The following is a 15,899-nucleotide window of genomic DNA, read 5'->3' as shown; positions in this document are numbered from 1 at the left end:
CGCCTCACCGATGCCCATTACTTCAAGCCAGTTTTCGAGAGCCAGTCATCTAGGCCGAGTAGGCGGTCCGCGGTGACATACGACGCGACCCTCGCCATTGAATCCTCTGGCGACGGCCCGTAGACATCCATAACCGCCGCCGGGTTGATGTGGATGACGTGCTCGAACATTCGGTTGTTGGCAGCCATGGCCTCACAGGCGCGCGCCAGACGGGCCGGGTCGAACTCGTTGGTCACCAGCACGTATCCCCAACCCTGCTGGTTCGAGCGAGCCTGCACGTAACTCGCGAACTCGGTCTGGAACTGCTTCTCGCGGTCAGCTCGGATGCTCCACTTCGCCGTTATCAGCGTCTCCCGCCCCGTCTGCTTGTCCACCAGGACAAGGTCAACCTTGTTCACCTTCTCGCCAAGCCGCACGTTCTTGAACCCCGGCATCTGGTCCAGCGCCTTGCGTACATGGATGTCGAAGTTCTGTGCATTCGGCTGGGCGCGCAGCAGCGCTGCAAGGACATCTTCGAAGCCTTCGCCGACCAGGTTCTTGCGCTTGTTCTCGACCGCGATGGACTCGCGAATCTTCTGACTGAGCACACTCCATTCGTGCGGGGTCGGCTCTTCAAGCAGACGCTCGCCAAGCATCTCTTTGATGATGGCGATGATGGCGGGGTCCTCACCGGGCTCTGGAAAGCCACGCCCTTCATACGGTGCGCGCTGTACCTGCGCTCGGCGCAACAGGTGCTGTTGCTTCCGCAAGACCTCGGCAGCATATTCGTCGGCCGTCCTGCGGAAGAGCCAGTCGATGCTTTCGCTGACGGCGTGCGGCTCGACGCCGAGCGAGCGGGCGAGCCAGTCATGGAACCTCAGCGAGCGGAGGTGCCAGGGCTTGCCGGGCTGGCACTTGTCGCTCTCATAGCAGTGAGCCAGGCTCGTCGTCTTGTCGACCCAAAGCAGAAGGCGGTAGACGCTTTGCCAGACAGGGGCCCCGCCGTGTTCGCCAAGGAAATCGCCGATGAGCTTCTGACGGTTCTCCGCGCCGAAGGGAGCCTTGGCCTTGCCTTTACTGGGAGCTTTGGGTGCGGCAGTCTTCGCCCCGCTCATGCTGCGACAAGCTCGGGTCGGTTAACCATAATTTCGAGCGTCTCTCGAATGGCCTCCGCGCACGCGCGTGCAAGGAGCGGCGGCACAGCATTTCCGACTTGGCGGTACCTGGAGTGCGCCGGGCCGCCGTCATGCCTGCCAGGCAGAGGCCCGGTACGCGGGTCAGTCGTGAAGACGAACCTGTCAGGGAAGGAGTGCAGCCGCGCGAACTCACGCACGGACAGCGAGCGCAGGACCCCGTAGTGATAAACGCAGTCGGCTTTCGTGTTCAAGGTCCACGACCACATGTCAGGATGCAGGCGTCGGTACGCGTAGTAATGGCGGCGCGACAGCTTGCCGGTGCCATTCTCTTGCCCCCACTTCTCGCCTGTGATGTTGCGCACGAGAAGGCGCTCAGGCAGGTCGCGGTGGTTTCCGCCCGGAGGCACCGCACGCAGGCGCAACTGCGTATCCTTGCGCATCCGTGGCACCTGCACATTGAAGAGCAGTTCTCCCGCGCCGGCTCGAGCGTATCGCTGATATGCCGTCTGCGGCTCCGGGAGGCTGGCGTAGAGAAGGCTGTCGTGCCGCAGCCCTGACGGCAGTACCTCAAGGTCGGAAAGAGCCTGCGCTGCGCTGACTATCGAGAGGTCATTGGTATCGCGAAGGGCTGCAGCCGCCGCCGACCCCAACAGGTCGTCGAGTTCTTGCGCCTCGTAGCGCACCTTTCCTCTCCGCTCAGTTCGCAGCAGCGAAAGCAAGGACGTCGCATGCGTCTGGCGCACAGTCGGCGGGACAACCCCTCGGCCCTTTCGGACCCCGATGAAGATGAGGCGCTTGCGCGTCTGCGGCACACCAACATCGGCTGCGTCAATGACCTGCGGGAGCACTTCGTAGCGTCCACCAAGCGCCAAATCCGAAGCGATTTGCTCGCGGAAGCCCATTTGGTCAATGCCAGTCACGTTTTCCATCAGGAACGCAGCTGGCATGACTTCGCCGACGATGTGGACAAACTCCTTGTAGAGCGAGTTGCGTGGGTCGTCAATGATGCGCACGTGGTTGCGAACCTGGGAGAACGCTTGGCACGGCGGACCACCAACCACAAGGTCAGCGCCTCGCGCCGCCTCGAGGATGCGAGACTTCACCGACTGCTGCCTGATGTCTCCGTGCACTACGGTGGCGTCAGGGAAGTTCAGCTGGAAGGTGGCGCATGCGTCCGGGTCGGAGTCGTTGCCAACAACGACGGTAAACCCTGCCTGCCGAAACCCTTCCGCGATACCGCCCGCTCCCGCAAAGAGGTCCACGACCGTGAACGGGCGCCGGACGGGCTGCGGCAGTTGGGTACTGGATGTACCTCGACCCCTCGGCTTCGCTGCGCCTTGTGGGATGTCTCGTTTCATCAGACAAGCCTCTGTTGCTGTGGCCGGGTGCGCGTGGCTCTGAGCGCAGCGGCGCGGTCAGGCCTTGGCGGGCGCAAGCGACCCGGCTGATGGTTTTGCATGTCGACGAGGAACACGGGAATGCCCATGTCCCTGAGTGCCTCGCCAACCGTATCCAGCGAGGCGAAACGCTTTGCAGCACCTCGTGTGGTCGCAAGCGTGCGGGCGTCCTGCTCAGCTATGCGGACGTGCACTTCGAACCCTCCAGCCATTCCAACGGCGGACGCGCGAACGCGTACCGCCCGCTGGCCGCCGGCAAGAAGCTCGCGCAGAGTTGCTTCCGTGATGGTTGCAGTTGGGGCAACTTCAGACATTCTTCACCTCGCCCGCAAGGAAAACTGCAGGGCATTTAATGTTAAACGATTTGCGGCTTTCAAAGATGGTGGAAACGCGAATGGCTGCGCACGCCAGACAGTTCACCTACGAACTTTTTCTTGCGGCCGGTCTACCGACCCATGCCCGGCGCAACCTCGAAGCCCATCCTCAGCCTGCCGACTACCTTGGCAGGCTGTGAACTGGCCTTTGGGACGGTGCAGCGCAGTCGGCTGGCGGCCTCGATGTGGCGTCACAACGCCAGATAAAGAAGTGCCCCGGCCAAACGGCCGGGGCTGAGCGCGTGGACGCTGTCATCACGTCACCGGCGCCTGCTCAGGGAGGAAAAGCAGGGGCCCCAACGCGGGTGCGCTGACGCCGTCATCAGTCTACCGGCTCGCGCTACCCACCAAAGGGCCCATTCATGCGGCGCTCACGCTCCTCGGGCGAGACGTTCCCACTCCTCGCACGTCCGACGGTTCCCCGCGTCGAGGTCGGCGAGCTGGCGGCTAAGCGCTTCGTAGCCTGCGCCGGCCGGTCCAAAGCGGGGCCAGCACAGCAGCGTTCTAGTGCCATCGTCGATTGCGCGGTTGCCTATGGAAGGCGCTCCTGCCCTATTCCTTTGGCAGCCTGTAGCGCAGGCCTTGTGGTCCGAAGTCCTGCCATATTGCCCGAACCCCGGCGGCGACGCCGCTGGGCTGACCAAGGTCTTCATGGATGCCGAAGCGGCTGCGATGCCATTGGTAGCTCCGCTCGGAGCGGACGCTACAAGGCGCGTTGTTGGGACACAGGGCCTGGCGCCGGGAATATTCCTGCGGCGCTGAGTGACCAGATGCTCAAGCCATAGTGCACGCACCAGCCAGTCCACCGATTGCCGAAAGTCTTTACCCTCGCCAGGGCTTTATCTGATTCAAGCACTTTGGTAGCCGAGTCCTTCCTTGACCGGTGTTCCGCATTTCTGCACGGACTACGACCCTGCCGAGACGCGGACGAAACGACTCGTCGCTGCCAGCCCAGGCGACCGGCCTTCACAGCAGTGGTCGTCGAAGGACGGTGATGTCGATGCTTGAGTGTCGGCGGGGAGAGCTGGACGAAAGAAGGCCCGTCCGGCGTTTGCGGGAAGGCTCCATCCATTGACGCAGTACGGCCAAAAAACTGAGGAGACGGAACGGCGCAAAGCCAGTATCCATGCGGGTTAGCGGCCGGGTGCCGCCGGTCAATCGTCATGGAAAGAGCAGGAAACGACGGGAAGAGCGCCGGCCTTGCGACGCTCGCCCTCCGCGACATAGCAGGAAACAACGAGAACTCGACGAGTCGCTCGCCGGTCAATCGTCATGGCAATCTCGGGAAACAGTGGGAACCCGCTCGCGGAACGGGCGAATCGAAAAGCTACGAGCGCTGGCCTCGCGGGCGGAGCACCTGCTCGATGGTTTGGTCGCACGGCAATAGCGACGCTTGCTCTTGCGGCGCAGGCAGTTGGGCTTGCTGTCGGGTCGACGCAGCGTCCGTAAGCGGCTTGCGCCAGTGCACCATTCTTCCTTTCAGCGACCAGCCACTGTCGATGACGCCTTCACGAGCGAGCTGGCTCAACGACGTGCGCAGTGTGTCCCGGAACGCCTTGTCGTGCGCATCCGAGCCGCAGCGTTCTCTCAGGTTGTCGATGGACCACGGAATTAGCCGGCTCTGACTGCGGATGTAGCCATAGAGCCAGGTCGTCAAACCTTCTGACAGCCGCAGCCGCAACGATAGGTCCAGCCAGACTTCCTGCTGGAGATGAAACAGCTGCACGATGTCCCGGTCGAGCGCCACGGACCATTCACCGCGCGCCGGATGCTCGAACCGCTGGACGAGCTGCACGGTGAAGCCGGAGAACTCGATGGTCGCGCGTTGCAGGCGTTGGATGGTTTGCTTCAGGCGTTTGCGCAACTGGCCGTTGTAGTCCACCCCCCAAAGAGCCTTCGTCATGGCGGCCACGCCGAAACAGGCCTGCTTGCCAACGCGGTAGTCGCGGCAGAGATTGAGCAGCGCCATGAAGACGAGGCCGTCACCTTGACGCAGCTCGGGGCCGACGTAGCGAGGGCCATCTATCGCCCCGGCATCGAGCGCAAACTCCACACTCGGCGCTCGCGGGACATTGCGGCCCTTGACGTGGAAAAGCCTTCCTGTGAAGAAATTGCGCGGGCTGAGGAGTTGACGTTGCGTGTGCTGTGGCAGGAAGTCCCGCGCAAAGGCCTCTTCGAGATGCTCGACCTCCGCCAAGAGGTGCTGAACCTCGCGAAAGCTGTCCCCGTCAAACCGCCCCCTGTTCTCAAGTTCGCGCGTCAGGCCGTCGAGTTGGTTCTTCTTCCCTCGGACCTGCATCAGTCGAGGGAGCCGTACGTCACGCTCGGTGTCATGGCTCGGGTCCGCAAGACGAGTCGCGGGGAAGGGTTCCGACAAGGACGACGAGGCTGGCCGCCGCGCATCGGCCCTCGAAGGTTCCTCCCGCACGGGCGAGGGCGTCCCCAGCGCATGCTGGAGGGCACTCAGTCGGCCCTCGGGCAAGCCGGACCGCTGCTGACGACAGAGCGCGGTCATGGCGTCGGCTGGCGGGACTGGACAAATGCCAGCAGCGCGGTCCTGCACCAAAGGGCCCGGCGCCCAAACTTGACCGGCTCCGGGAGCGCTCCGGTACTCACATAGTTGGTGATGGTCCTGGTCGACACACGCAGCATCGAGGCCAGCTCGGTCTTGGTCAGGTAGTCAGTGGATTGTTGGTCGTTCATCTGTTTTGGGATTGCGCGTCATTGCGCGTAGTTGCCTGGAACAGAGTTAAGCCAACCCCCTTTAAACGCCTGCAGGTCCTGCAGCAGGCTGGCCATCACCCACGAGTCGTTTCGTCGCCGACGTGAACCTGCCTCGGCGGGTCCATCCCAACAAGCCGGCATCGGCACTGAGTTTGTCCAGCACAGCCAGCCCGTCACCAGCCGAATCGCGGCCGTCAAGCAGCATGCGGTATGCGCGCGCCTCGCAGCCTACGACCTGAAGGCTTAGGGCGAGGAGACCTTTCGGCCTTCTGCAAGGCCGAGCTCATAAGCAACGAGCAACCAATCGAGCACTCGAGGCGCTGGGTCCATCTTCATTTCTTCATAGAGCCGCTCGATGCGGAGATGAAAATCTTCGGGCTCCTGTAGCCAGTCGGCAAGAGGCTGGGGAAGTTCGTCTGGCTTCATGTGCTCATCGCTATCTTGTCGGCATCGCGCGGATGTACTGAGGCGGGACAGCATCAACCAGCCAGACGCCGTTGTCGCTCAGCATGAACTTGTGGCCCGCTCTGTGCATCGAGGCCGCGTCGATTTCCAGAATCACCGGCTTGCCTCGCCGGGCCCCGACGGCTGTTGCTGTTGCTACATCGGGCGAGAGGTGCACGTGGTGACGCCTCATCGGCAGCAAGCCCTGCTTGGCGATGGATGACAGGCTGGCCGCAGCGGTGCCATGGAACAGCCGGCTCGGCGGCGTCCTCGCCGGCAGTCGCAAGGTCACACCCTGCACCGAATGGCCCTGATTGGCGCGGATGAGCTGTCCATCGTCCGATAGAGCGAAACGCCGCTTGTCGCTCGTCCGGACGACTTCACGAAGCTGCTCGACGCTGACCACGGTTCCGGCCCGAGCCAACCCTGCCAGCAGTTCATCAACACGGCACCAGCCCTCCTTGTCTAGCATCACGCCGGCTGCATCGGGTCGATGCCGCAGGACACGGGAAATCGCTTTGCTTAGGGTCGTCAGCTCGTCCATCGTTGCGTCGGTTTGGCTGCGCCCGCTGGGGCGCGCTTCCAGTCATCTGTCGAGACTGCAGGGCTGGTAGCCGCGGGTCAAGCCGAACGTGGAAAACATGTCTCTATAGAGGCATGTCGTGCGTGGCGAGGGTGCAACGCGTCACGGTTTGCAGGTTGGCAGCACGTCATCGCTACACGAAGTTCCTAGGCAATCTATCGAATGAATTTATGGACATTGATGACGGCGAAGTCCTCGCCAAATTGCGGATTGGGCGCGTGCGTGACGAGAATTTCCTCCGCAAGGAACTGGGGAATCAGGGATTCGACGGACGCAGCATCGTTTCATGGGCACCGACGGCGCTCTTGGCTGAGTTGGGCACGTTCGGCCGTGCGCCGGACCAACGCTTCGAGATGCTCGTGATGCCTGGCGCCGGAGAGCATGTTGCGCTCCTCACTTTGCAGGCGAACAAGGCTCAGGCCAGATTCGTGATGCCGCTCGGCGACCCCGGAATCCAACGATATCTGTTGGACTGCATGCAACGCGGACGGATTCATGCACTGCTCATGGACGAGGCATCGTGCATACCTGTCTTCATGAACGTCCCGGTCGGCTTTCATGCGCCGGGACTGGTGCTGCGGCTGTTGCAGGAGTCCCCCAGCCGCCCATGCGATGCTCAGACACTCATCTGGCTCGGGCGTTTGCTCCGTCCCTTGCACAGCGTTTGCTCGCTCATTCTGGGGCAAGAGGTAACGCATGCAGTCACCGTGCTGGTCTGCAGCGAAGACCTTGCGGCGGCACTGCACTGATAGGGCATTGACGCTGGAAGTTGCATGGCCGGCAGTGCCATGCCTTGATTCGAAGGGCACGCATTGTCGTGCCCTTTCCCTTTGACGGAGCGAGGTAGCCATCGCGGCATCGCAAGGGTCGGCTTGCCACCTGACAGGTTGCAGAAATTAGGCGCTCGAGGAACTGGCCGCTGAAGGATTGCTTCGAGGCCACCAAGGGCGGACTACTGAACGATTGTGTAAATTACGGATGAGCACCGTAATTTGACGTAGCGGTACTCGCCCGCTGCCTTACGCAGGAGCTGATGCAGCGGCCAGTGCGCGGAGGCTAGACCTTCAATGCCCAATCAGCCGGCTGATGCCCTTTGAGATGAAGCTAAGGAAGGTCACGTCTTCATCATCGAGCTCGGCTTGGTCGAGAAGCTTCCAAATGGCGATGGCCGAGCACACCAGCAGGATGGCGACCCCGGCCCACTGACAGGGCGATATGAAGCGGTGCCACATGACCTGGTCCAGCAAGTTCGCGAAGGCCGCCGCGGCTGGGCCTTTCATGGTGGCCTTACGGTCCGCAGTCCAGGACATCATGCAAGCAGGCAGTGCCGCATAGAAGACAGCGAAGCCAATCGCGCCAGTCCAGAGGGCTCCAACAGGGCCGAAGCTGGCAGCAATGTGTGCCGTGTCGTCCACCGCCGAGGAAAGACTGTTGCGTCGGCGGCGGCGGCGGTAGTGGTGTCTGCTCACGCCGCCTCCCGCGTGGAGCTGACCGGCCGCTTCTCGGCTTGAACGAAGGCCGTCTGGAGCCCCTGGTAGGGGGAAGGCGCTGCGCCGGTGCGGTGGCGCAGGCTCTTCATCTGCACATCCAAGGCGGCGTAGACCAGGCCGCCGTGGAGCGGGCGCATCACCTCGGCCATGGCCAGCACCGCTGCAAGCGCGCCGACGAACGGCGTAGCCACTGCGCGCGAGGCCAGCAACGTCATCCCGCAGATGTCTTTGCGCTCATCGGCCAGCTTCTTGTAGGTGCCGTTCAGCTCGGTGGCCGCTTGCGCGGTGGATTCGGCCGTCCAGATTTGGGACGGCAGGCGCGGGCCCGGGAAGGTGTGCAGGCGGATGTTGCGGAAGTCGCGATACCCGCTGCCCAACCCGGTCTCGACAACCAGCGCGAACTCGGCAGTATCCAGGTCACGGCGGGCGGCCACGTTGTCGACGCCGAAAAGCGCCGCAGTCGGCTCGTCAACCATCACGCGGTGTCCAGGGCCGAACCGGCGCTCGACCAGCGCGGTGGTGAAGCCGGCGGCCTCGAGGCGGGTTGCCACCGCCCGGACCTTCGGCTTGAGCAGGTCACCGGACCACAGCAGCAAGCAGGTGCTGAGATTGGACTTGGCCGCCTTGTCGAAGTCCTGGAGCACCAGGTGCGGGCGGCCGTCGACCGAGTAGGGCAGCATGCCAAGCGCCCACGCATAGGCCTGACCGAGGTGACCCAGGCCGACCAGCCAGAGGGACTTTGGCAAATAGGCGAGCTCGGGGCCCTTGTGCGCGTCGTCGCGCCAGTCGGCGACGGCCAGCGGGTTCCAGAGGGACATGCCGACGCTGCGGTGGCCGGCCTCGGCCAGGTCGCCGCGGACGTGCATGAACGCCTCGTTGACGCCCAGCGCCGCGGCGCCGATGCCCGCGAGCGGGTTGTCGTCAGCGCAGGTCAGCCCGCCGTCGGCGCCGACGGGCGCAATCCCGAAGCGCCAGTGGTCCCAGCCGAGCTGAACGCAGAAGGCCGGCCGCGCGCCCGCGGGGGCGGCGCCGAGCACGAGCGTGGGCAGCTCGGTGGCGGCGTTGTTGACCACCGCGGCGCCGAGCTCCTCGGCGATGCCCAGAGCGCTGCGACCTTGGTACAGCGGGACGTCGAGCGTGAAGCCCAGGTCGCCGTAGACCTCGACGCCGCCGAGGAAGGCGCGCCCGGCTGTGTTCAGCGCGGTTAGGAAGCAGGCCTGGCCGGCCAACGTGCTGGCCCAGCCGTGGCCGACGTGAATGCGCAGCCGGTAGCGCGAGAACAGGGCCACGGCCTCCTCGGGCGAGGCGACCTCACCGGCGTCCAGGGCCATCTTGGCCAGCCGGTGCATGGAATCAGCGTCGAACTCGTTCATTGAAAAACTCCAGCATCGGTGAGTCGCAGGAGGCGGCCGACATCGGAGCCCGAATACGACGCCCACTGGTGGTTGCCTTGGTAGACATAGAGCCCGAGGTCGCGGGGGCGCGGGTTGCCCTTGGCGAACCTGGGCACGATGAGCGCGATGTGCCCCTTCAGCGCGACCATGGGGTTGGTGCGGTCCGAACGGCTCTGGCCGGGACCGAAGGGGTGCGTGTGCACGTCGGCCACGACGGTCATGCCGGCGGCGCGGCAGACCTCCCAGAGCTTGGCGAAGCTGTCGGCCTTCAGCGACACGTAGTCGTTGCTGAACGCGTCAGGTTGCAGCTGCTCGTAGGGCACAAAGCGCATGACCACGCGGCCGGCGTCGGTCTTGCGCCCAAGGAGGAAGGCGCCGCTTTCGCGAACGCCAGCGCCTTGCGCACGCAGGTGGGCCGTCAGCTCCGTCCAGAGCGCGGCCGGCACCTCAAGCAGGGGCGCCGGCGTAGTCGCGGCTTTGAAGAAGGTCATGGACCACCTCCAGGTAATGGCTGATGCCCTTGGCGGACTTCCAGATGAGTTGGGGGTACTGGGCGAACCAGCAGTCGTGGCCGACGATGCTTTCGCGGTCACAGGGGATGTAGAGCGCGTCGCCATTCTTCCAACCAGGCTTGAAGGCCAACTGCAGGCGCTCGCCGCCCTGGGGCCATTTGTCGAAGCTCAGCTTGCTGTTCGTCGATAGGTCCCAGAACGTGCCGGTGGGCGGGGTCGTCGGAAAGCCGCTGCAGTCCAGGCGCAGCGTGTACTCGCGCCGGTCGCGGGCGATGACATTGATGTAGGCGAAGGGCCACTCCAGTTTTTTGAACTGCCAGCGGTTGCGGTCCTCGCCCGAGAGAAAACGCGCCGACGCGAGGTCGGCACGTAGCGATTGCTCGTCCGGTGCCATACCCCGCTCCTTAGCCGTTGATGCGGTGCGCAGGCACCAGGTCGAACGTCACCTCGCACTGCGGGCACTTCGTTAGCGTGCCGATGTGGACGTCGACGTCGGGCTGCTCGGTGGTGCCGGCAATCTGCAGGACGTGTTCGGCGATGTCGCCCGGCGCCATGCCGAATTGCTCGCCCGCCCACAGGCGAACGCGGCCGACGGTGGTCGCTGGGCGGAACTTGCGGTGCACGACCTCGACGCCGAAGCGGACTTGCACTTCCATCTGCTTGCAGCGGTGGAGGTGCACGCGTACGCCGTGCTCCTTCTTGAGGTGCTTGACGTGGGTCGCGTTGCCGTGGACGTCGTCGTCATCGTCCTCAACCGAGAGGGTCAGGTCCGACGCTTCGGTGCCGGGCGGCAGCAGCGCCAGGATGGCGTGCTTCAGCTCGGCGACGGTGGCCTCGTCGCTGACTTCGACGAACTTGATGTCAGAGAAGAACTCCGACTGGATGTAAACGCGGGTTGGCATTGCTGCTCCTTACAGCTTGTGAGCCGCGCGGGATGCGCAGCTCATGCTGGGTAAGTCGCAGGAAGGCCTGGAAATCGGAAGCGTGGGGGCCGGGGCCGCTCAGGCCGGGCAATGCAGGAAGTGCCGGCACTTCGGGCATTCCCACTGGTTCGGGCGAGCTTCGAAGTTGCCGGCCAGCAGGCCCTCGGCCGCCGCCAGGGCGAACTTGTTGTTCCATGTGGGGCTGTCCGGCCCGAGTGTCTCTACGTCTCCGGTGCTGAGGACGTGGATGCGCGCCAAGAACGAGAGGTTCTTGTTCTCTGCGGCTAGGTATTTCAGCATCCAACGGATTGAAGACCTTTGCCGGCCGAGCTTGCCCGCCGGCTTCGTGCGCACGAAGTCAATCGTGTACGTGTCGCCGGAACGCGAGATGTTGTGCGCCGTCACGTTGACTAGCAGCCCCGCGCACGTGACCTGGAAGGGCTTGGCCATGGCGGCGCGCTGTCCGCGTATCAGGCTGCGTCCTGCAGACAGCAGGCCATCAGCGTACGCGCGCAGATGAGGGAGCGAATCTCTGTAGGCGTGCCCTAGCGATGCCAGCGTCTTTTCGACATCATCGGCAGCGACCGAAGGGTCGGCGCCATAGGGGACGAAGAGCTCGCGCATCACCGCACCCTCAATCAGGGCCGCAGGGTGGAGCCCAGATGCCGGCTTGAGGTTTTTGACGTAGTCGTAGTAGTAGCGCCTCGGGCAGACCATGTAGGTCATGAACCCCGGAAACTCGCAGCGCCCAGCCTGATGGCTGCCCGTGGCCGAGGCCTTGGGTATAACCGCTTTGGGTGCAGCCGCGAACCCTTGAACAGGCTGGAGAAGATGCGCGGCATGCTCGATTGCGCTCACACATTGCGCCTTGTAGGCGCCTTGGCTCTCGTACAGGACGAGATGCTCGCGTGCCCGGGAGAGTGCGACGTACAGCTTGTTCGAGGCTTCAGTTTCTTCCTCGAAGTTCTCGCGATGTTGAAGGGACTGCAGCAAGGACTCAGGGACCAAGTCTGGGTCAGCCCCCATACGGAAGTGCTTGGCGTCGATATCGACAAGGTGGACCGCCTCGAACTCGAGCCCCTTGCTGCCGTGGATGGTCATGACGGCTACCGCGTCGAGACTGTCGGCCTCCGGCGGCGGTACGCGTAGCTCGCGGTCATCGCCGATACGCAGGCGCCGACGTAGGCGGGAGATGAAACTTCCGACTGTCTGATACGCGTGACCGCCGTCGGGCACACGCAGGAAATAGATGAGCTGCCACAGGGCGATGCGGCGAGTAATGTCGAGTATTCCGTTGCCCGCCAGGTGCGGCGCGAGGATGCCTGTTCGGTCGAGAAGAAGGGTGCAGATGACCTCCCAGGGCGAGTCTTTCGACGCAAGGCCCTGGAAGGCGGCCTTCCAGCGTAGAAGGGCCGCGATGCCTTTGGCCGAAAGACCGGGCGGCGGCGAATCTAGCCAGGACAGCGGCTCTGGTCGAGCGCTGTCGAGCCAAGTGAGGATGAGGTCGACGTCCGCCGCGGGCATTTCTAGGCCCGGCAGGCGGGAGATGCGCAGTAGGCCGCTGCCGGACCGGTCTATGAAGACCTGCAGCAACGCTAGCAGGTCCTTGGCTTCGGAGCGCTGGAAGATGTCGCCAAGGTGGAGTGCAGGTATGCCCGCGGCGTTCAGGGCATCGGCTGTGTCGCCACAGGTTTCGTGAGTGCTGGCCAGTACGACTTGGTCTCTGTACGCGATGCCGAGTCCATGAATGCGGGCGATGTTGGCCGCAACTTCACCGCGAACAATGTCCGTGGTGGCGCACTTGACGTGGCGAGGCTTCACGCCGCTTGCGCCTCGGGCAGGCTCTACATCGTCGAGCGGAAGGATGAGCTGCAGCGGGTGTGTCGCGCGCCCCGAGTGTTCGAAGACTCGAACGACCTCTTCGTAGCTGCGCCGGTTCTCGTTGAGCGGAAAAGGCACGTGGTCGGGATAGTCGTCACCGAAGTTGACGATGCTGCGCATGGATGCGCCGCGGAAGCGGTAGATGGCCTGACGGGCATCGCCAACCACCCAGAGCGATTCTGCATGGGCGGCAAGAGCCATCACGAGCTGGGCGCTGGCCCGGTTGACGTCCTGGTACTCGTCCACAAGGATGTGCTGGAAGCGACCGACGCTGGCCTTGAAGCTGTCGTAGTTGTTCGTCAGGGCAAGCGCGGGCAGCATCACGAGGTCGCCCATGTCCACAAGACTGGAGTTGGCCTCGGTCTTCTCCTCGTAGCAGCTGTAGAGCTTTGCGACATCTCGCCGCTTGGCAAGCAGGTCGGCCGGCGTATCGGCGGCGGATTCCTCCACCGCTGCAGCGTAGGTGGCGGCGTCAGCGAGCTCGTCCTTCGCTCGCTGGATGGCCTCCACGACAGTCTTCAACCAGTCGAGTGGGTCACCCAAGGGGTTGAACGCTTGCAGACCCAGGCTGTAGATGTGCGGCTCCAGCACCGCAATCTCGGCCATCTTGTCGGCGACGCCGAAGCGAGATTTCAGGCCGAACTGTTCGCAGTTCTTTCGCAGGAACTCCAGCCCGAACGCGTGGAAGGTGCCGACCCACATTTCGTGCGCGTTTTCAACGCCCAGCTGCTGCAGCCTGTCCACCAGCTCTCTTGCCGCTCGGTTGGAAAAGGTGAGCAGCAGCAGTTCCTCCGGCTTGGCGCCGTTTGCCAGGAGGTGTTGGACCCGCATCAGCAATGTGGCCGTCTTGCCGGTGCCGGGACCGGCCTTCACCAATGACGTTGTGGCCTCGGACTGAGCCGCCGCTATCTGCTCCGCCGTTGGGGTGATGACCTTGGGCGGCTCGGACTGTTCTTCGGTTGGCTCTGGAAGCAGCAGGCCGTCGAGCAGCTGTTGCCGGACCAGCTCCAGGGGAAGGTCGAGTTCAGTCGTGAGCTGTTCCGCCGTCTTGCCGGCAAGGAACAGGGCTCGAGCCACTTCTCTGGGTAGCAGCAGCTCGCGGGCGAAGATGTTGGCTTGCAGCTCGGCACGTTCCCGAGCCCCGTAGGCCTCGACCTTCTGGACACCGAACGTGTCGCCGTCCTCTGGCTTCAAGGTCGAGTCGACGACCTTGTGGCAGCCCTCATGCCCGTCGTGATGGAGCTTCCAGTGCCCGAATTCATGGGCGACGAGGAAGGCGCGCTCGCCCGTTGATACGTCGTTGCGGACGACTATCTGTCGGAACTTGACCTCCAGGACAGCGTCGGCGCCACCAAGCGCCTTGTCCGATGGATTGGCGTCCGAAATCTGGAAATCCTCCGCATCCTCGCTGGCGGCGGCATCAATGATTGCTTTGGACGCAATGCCAGTTCCGGCAGCCACCCCGAAGAGGTCCTGCCGAAACTGTCTCGCCTCCTCGCGAGCACGATGAAAGGGTGTCACGAGGCGTCTTCCTCCGTCTGGAACCCCAGGAGTCGCTTCTTTTCGGCCTCGCTCTCTGGCAAGGAACGAACGGCACTTTCCCAGGTCTCCAAGCCAGGCGCATCGGGCTGGCGGGTTGAGCTGTAGTTTCTAGCGCCTGCGAGCTGCGGCCCGATGCACTGACGCAGGCTTGCCGGCGCCACGTTCAGATGTTTAGCCAAGTCCCGAATCACTCTAGGCGGGACGTTGGTGATGGTCGTGAGCACCTTGGTCATTAGCAGCGAGCTGGTGAATCCCGCCGCCGCAGCAGCTCGACCCAGCTTGCCGCCAGCCAGGGTCGAGATGGCGCGTTTTGTGGCTTCGAGGTCAGAGGTCTGCGCCGTCTTTCCATCAAGCTCGTGAATCCGATTGAGAACGTAGCTCTGCAGGCGCGCCACATCGTCGGCGGTCGCCTTCGGAAGCGAAGAGTCTTCAACAGGCTCCGACGATGCCTGGTAGGCAGTCCAGAGCGCTGCGAACTCCACGATGTCGTCGCGGTACTCAGGGTGAGCCTCGCATGCGCGAAGCACTTGGGCAGGGGTCGGCTTGTCGGCCGAGTAGAAGAACTCGTCAAGCACTTCGTCGAGCGACAGCCTGCGGGTGGGCGTTGTCATTGCTTGAACTCCTTGTCGATTTTCGCGAGCGCGCTTCTCTTGTAGTTGTTCACGCTCTTGACGGTCACCTTGAGCGCTGCAGCTACTTCCTGGACCTGCCAGTCGGCGCCATAGAGCAGCGCATAGGTGGTGTATTCCTTCTCCGTGAGGATTTCGAGCAGGCGACTGTTCGCGCGCTCGAACCTCTGCTGTCGAGCAGCGAGAAGGTCCGGTGTGTTGTGGTCCTGCAGTTCTTCGAGGTCGTCGGTCGCCGACACCGACTCGTCTTCATCATCCTCATCGGCGTCAAGGCTGGACTGCAGCTTGCGCTTCTTCGCCAGAAGGCCTCGCTGAAAGTCGATAGCCCGTCGGTCAAAGAACTGCCCGAACGCCCGTTCTGCGTGCGCGGCATCGCTCGCGCTCGATAGAAGGTGCTCCCAGATGCAGGAGGCAAGCTCGTGCGCAGCCCGTTTGAGGTCGTCGATGAGCCCCGGAAAGATGCGCGCCCGGAGGACGAACTTGCGCGACCGCTCAAGCAGGCGCTCGTTGAACGCCTCGGCGAAAAGCCCGATTCTGGCTGCGTCGCCCTTGGCTCGTGCCCGCCTGAACAGGCTGAAGACCTGCTCGTCGGTGACGAAAAGCGGGTCGCGTTCCCAGTCCGTGCGCGCCAACCTGGCCCGCAGAGAACGGTCGTCGAGGGCCTCTAGGACCGCGTCAGGTTCTCGTGTGTACATCGTTGTTTTCCGTTGGTCATGCGAACGCCCCCCGTCCATTTCGGTATCTCGGGGACGCCCCCCTGCATGACTAAGTCGCAAGAGAAGCCGGAAATCGGAAGCCGCCTGCTGCACTGGTGAAACGACCTCCTGGAGCAGCACCCATGGCGGCAAACGCGTGTATCCAGTTGCAACAGTATCCGATAACGCGCGCCGA

Annotated in this window: 16 protein-coding genes; 2 read left to right on the top strand and 14 right to left on the bottom strand. The window is 63.5% G+C overall.

Going from position 1 to position 15,899, the window contains the following annotated elements; translation table 11 throughout:
- Positions 1 to 17 precede the first annotated feature (17 nt).
- The gene (locus tag FHT26_RS09185) at positions 18 to 1,094 is read right to left on the bottom strand and encodes a hypothetical protein (RefSeq protein WP_168559834.1); all 1,077 of its coding nucleotides are present in this window, start codon (positions 1,092 to 1,094) and stop codon (positions 18 to 20) included.
- On the bottom strand, positions 1,091 to 2,377 hold the full coding sequence (locus FHT26_RS09180) for a DNA (cytosine-5-)-methyltransferase (RefSeq protein ID WP_210427309.1): 1,287 nt from the start codon (positions 2,375 to 2,377) through the stop codon (positions 1,091 to 1,093). The genes FHT26_RS09185 and FHT26_RS09180 overlap by 4 nt, the downstream gene beginning before the upstream one ends.
- A gap of 44 nt (positions 2,378 to 2,421) precedes the next feature.
- On the opposite strand from FHT26_RS09180, the gene FHT26_RS09175 reads away from it, so the two are divergent.
- Positions 2,422 to 2,865, top strand: a complete 444-nt coding sequence (locus FHT26_RS09175) for a hypothetical protein (RefSeq protein ID WP_168559683.1) — start codon at positions 2,422 to 2,424, stop codon at positions 2,863 to 2,865.
- A gap of 1,348 nt (positions 2,866 to 4,213) precedes the next feature.
- On the opposite strand, the gene trfA is transcribed toward FHT26_RS09175, so the two are convergent.
- From trfA to FHT26_RS09155, 4 genes are all read right to left on the bottom strand, one after another.
- Positions 4,214 to 5,185, bottom strand: a complete 972-nt coding sequence (gene trfA / locus FHT26_RS09170; protein WP_168559832.1) for a plasmid replication initiator TrfA — start codon at positions 5,183 to 5,185, stop codon at positions 4,214 to 4,216.
- A gap of 212 nt (positions 5,186 to 5,397) precedes the next feature.
- Positions 5,398 to 5,589: a helix-turn-helix domain-containing protein gene (locus FHT26_RS30600; RefSeq protein WP_168559831.1), complete on the bottom strand. Its 192-nt coding sequence runs from the start codon at positions 5,587 to 5,589 to the stop codon at positions 5,398 to 5,400.
- A gap of 264 nt (positions 5,590 to 5,853) precedes the next feature.
- Positions 5,854 to 6,036, bottom strand: coding sequence for a hypothetical protein (locus tag FHT26_RS09160; protein WP_168559830.1), 183 nt, complete (start codon positions 6,034 to 6,036; stop codon positions 5,854 to 5,856).
- A 10-nt stretch (positions 6,037 to 6,046) separates the two neighbouring features.
- Entirely contained in the window at positions 6,047 to 6,598 is a 552-nt protein-coding gene (locus tag FHT26_RS09155) for an RNA 2'-phosphotransferase (RefSeq protein WP_168559829.1), read from the bottom strand.
- 209 nt (positions 6,599 to 6,807) lie between these two features.
- On the opposite strand from FHT26_RS09155, the gene FHT26_RS09150 reads away from it, so the two are divergent.
- The gene (locus tag FHT26_RS09150) at positions 6,808 to 7,386 is read left to right on the top strand and encodes a hypothetical protein (RefSeq protein ID WP_168559828.1); all 579 of its coding nucleotides are present in this window, start codon (positions 6,808 to 6,810) and stop codon (positions 7,384 to 7,386) included.
- A gap of 315 nt (positions 7,387 to 7,701) precedes the next feature.
- Here the strand turns inward: FHT26_RS09150 and FHT26_RS09145 are convergent, their stop codons facing one another.
- From FHT26_RS09145 to FHT26_RS09110, 8 genes are all read right to left on the bottom strand, one after another.
- Positions 7,702 to 8,106: a hypothetical protein gene (locus tag FHT26_RS09145; RefSeq protein WP_168559827.1), complete on the bottom strand. Its 405-nt coding sequence runs from the start codon at positions 8,104 to 8,106 to the stop codon at positions 7,702 to 7,704.
- Positions 8,103 to 9,500 (bottom strand): ThiF family adenylyltransferase, encoded by a 1,398-nt coding sequence (locus FHT26_RS09140; protein ID WP_168559826.1) that lies wholly within the window; start codon positions 9,498 to 9,500, stop codon positions 8,103 to 8,105. The genes FHT26_RS09145 and FHT26_RS09140 overlap by 4 nt, the downstream gene beginning before the upstream one ends.
- Positions 9,497 to 10,012, bottom strand: coding sequence for a M67 family metallopeptidase (locus tag FHT26_RS09135; RefSeq protein WP_168559825.1), 516 nt, complete (start codon positions 10,010 to 10,012; stop codon positions 9,497 to 9,499). The genes FHT26_RS09140 and FHT26_RS09135 overlap by 4 nt, the downstream gene beginning before the upstream one ends.
- Positions 9,969 to 10,427, bottom strand: coding sequence for a DUF7665 family protein (locus tag FHT26_RS09130; protein WP_168559824.1), 459 nt, complete (start codon positions 10,425 to 10,427; stop codon positions 9,969 to 9,971). The genes FHT26_RS09135 and FHT26_RS09130 overlap by 44 nt, the downstream gene beginning before the upstream one ends.
- Positions 10,428 to 10,437: 10 nt before the next feature.
- Positions 10,438 to 10,935 (bottom strand): hypothetical protein, encoded by a 498-nt coding sequence (locus FHT26_RS09125; RefSeq protein WP_168559823.1) that lies wholly within the window; start codon positions 10,933 to 10,935, stop codon positions 10,438 to 10,440.
- A gap of 99 nt (positions 10,936 to 11,034) precedes the next feature.
- Positions 11,035 to 14,358: a UvrD-helicase domain-containing protein gene (locus FHT26_RS09120; RefSeq protein WP_168559822.1), complete on the bottom strand. Its 3,324-nt coding sequence runs from the start codon at positions 14,356 to 14,358 to the stop codon at positions 11,035 to 11,037.
- Positions 14,355 to 14,990, bottom strand: a complete 636-nt coding sequence (locus FHT26_RS09115; protein ID WP_168559821.1) for a hypothetical protein — start codon at positions 14,988 to 14,990, stop codon at positions 14,355 to 14,357. The genes FHT26_RS09120 and FHT26_RS09115 overlap by 4 nt, the downstream gene beginning before the upstream one ends.
- The gene (locus FHT26_RS09110) at positions 14,987 to 15,703 is read right to left on the bottom strand and encodes a hypothetical protein (protein ID WP_168559820.1); all 717 of its coding nucleotides are present in this window, start codon (positions 15,701 to 15,703) and stop codon (positions 14,987 to 14,989) included. The genes FHT26_RS09115 and FHT26_RS09110 overlap by 4 nt, the downstream gene beginning before the upstream one ends.
- Between the last annotated feature and the right edge of the window lie 196 nt (positions 15,704 to 15,899).

Source organism: Rhizobacter sp. SG703 (assembly GCF_012275445.1).
Taxonomy (GTDB): domain Bacteria; phylum Pseudomonadota; class Gammaproteobacteria; order Burkholderiales; family Burkholderiaceae_C; genus Rhizobacter.
The sequence above is the reverse complement of the archived record's forward strand: the minus strand, read 5'-3'. Positions and strand labels throughout refer to the sequence as shown.

Bases quoted from the DNA above. Each gene is read 5' to 3' on its own strand.
- FHT26_RS09185 (WP_168559834.1), bottom strand. From the start codon at position 1,094: ATGAGCGGGGCGAAGACTGCCGCACCCAAAGCTCCCAGTAAAGGCAAG.
- FHT26_RS09175 (WP_168559683.1), top strand. From the start codon at position 2,422: ATGTACCTCGACCCCTCGGCTTCGCTGCGCCTTGTGGGATGTCTCGTT.
- trfA (WP_168559832.1), bottom strand. From the start codon at position 5,185: ATGCAGGTCCGAGGGAAGAAGAACCAACTCGACGGCCTGACGCGCGAA.
- FHT26_RS30600 (WP_168559831.1), bottom strand. From the start codon at position 5,589: ATGAACGACCAACAATCCACTGACTACCTGACCAAGACCGAGCTGGCC.
- FHT26_RS09160 (WP_168559830.1), bottom strand. From the start codon at position 6,036: ATGAAGCCAGACGAACTTCCCCAGCCTCTTGCCGACTGGCTACAGGAG.
- FHT26_RS09155 (WP_168559829.1), bottom strand. From the start codon at position 6,598: ATGGACGAGCTGACGACCCTAAGCAAAGCGATTTCCCGTGTCCTGCGG.
- FHT26_RS09150 (WP_168559828.1), top strand. From the start codon at position 6,808: ATGGACATTGATGACGGCGAAGTCCTCGCCAAATTGCGGATTGGGCGC.
- FHT26_RS09140 (WP_168559826.1), bottom strand. From the start codon at position 9,500: ATGAACGAGTTCGACGCTGATTCCATGCACCGGCTGGCCAAGATGGCC.
- FHT26_RS09135 (WP_168559825.1), bottom strand. From the start codon at position 10,012: ATGACCTTCTTCAAAGCCGCGACTACGCCGGCGCCCCTGCTTGAGGTG.
- FHT26_RS09130 (WP_168559824.1), bottom strand. From the start codon at position 10,427: ATGGCACCGGACGAGCAATCGCTACGTGCCGACCTCGCGTCGGCGCGT.
- FHT26_RS09125 (WP_168559823.1), bottom strand. From the start codon at position 10,935: ATGCCAACCCGCGTTTACATCCAGTCGGAGTTCTTCTCTGACATCAAG.
- FHT26_RS09115 (WP_168559821.1), bottom strand. From the start codon at position 14,990: ATGACAACGCCCACCCGCAGGCTGTCGCTCGACGAAGTGCTTGACGAG.
- FHT26_RS09110 (WP_168559820.1), bottom strand. From the start codon at position 15,703: ATGTACACACGAGAACCTGACGCGGTCCTAGAGGCCCTCGACGACCGT.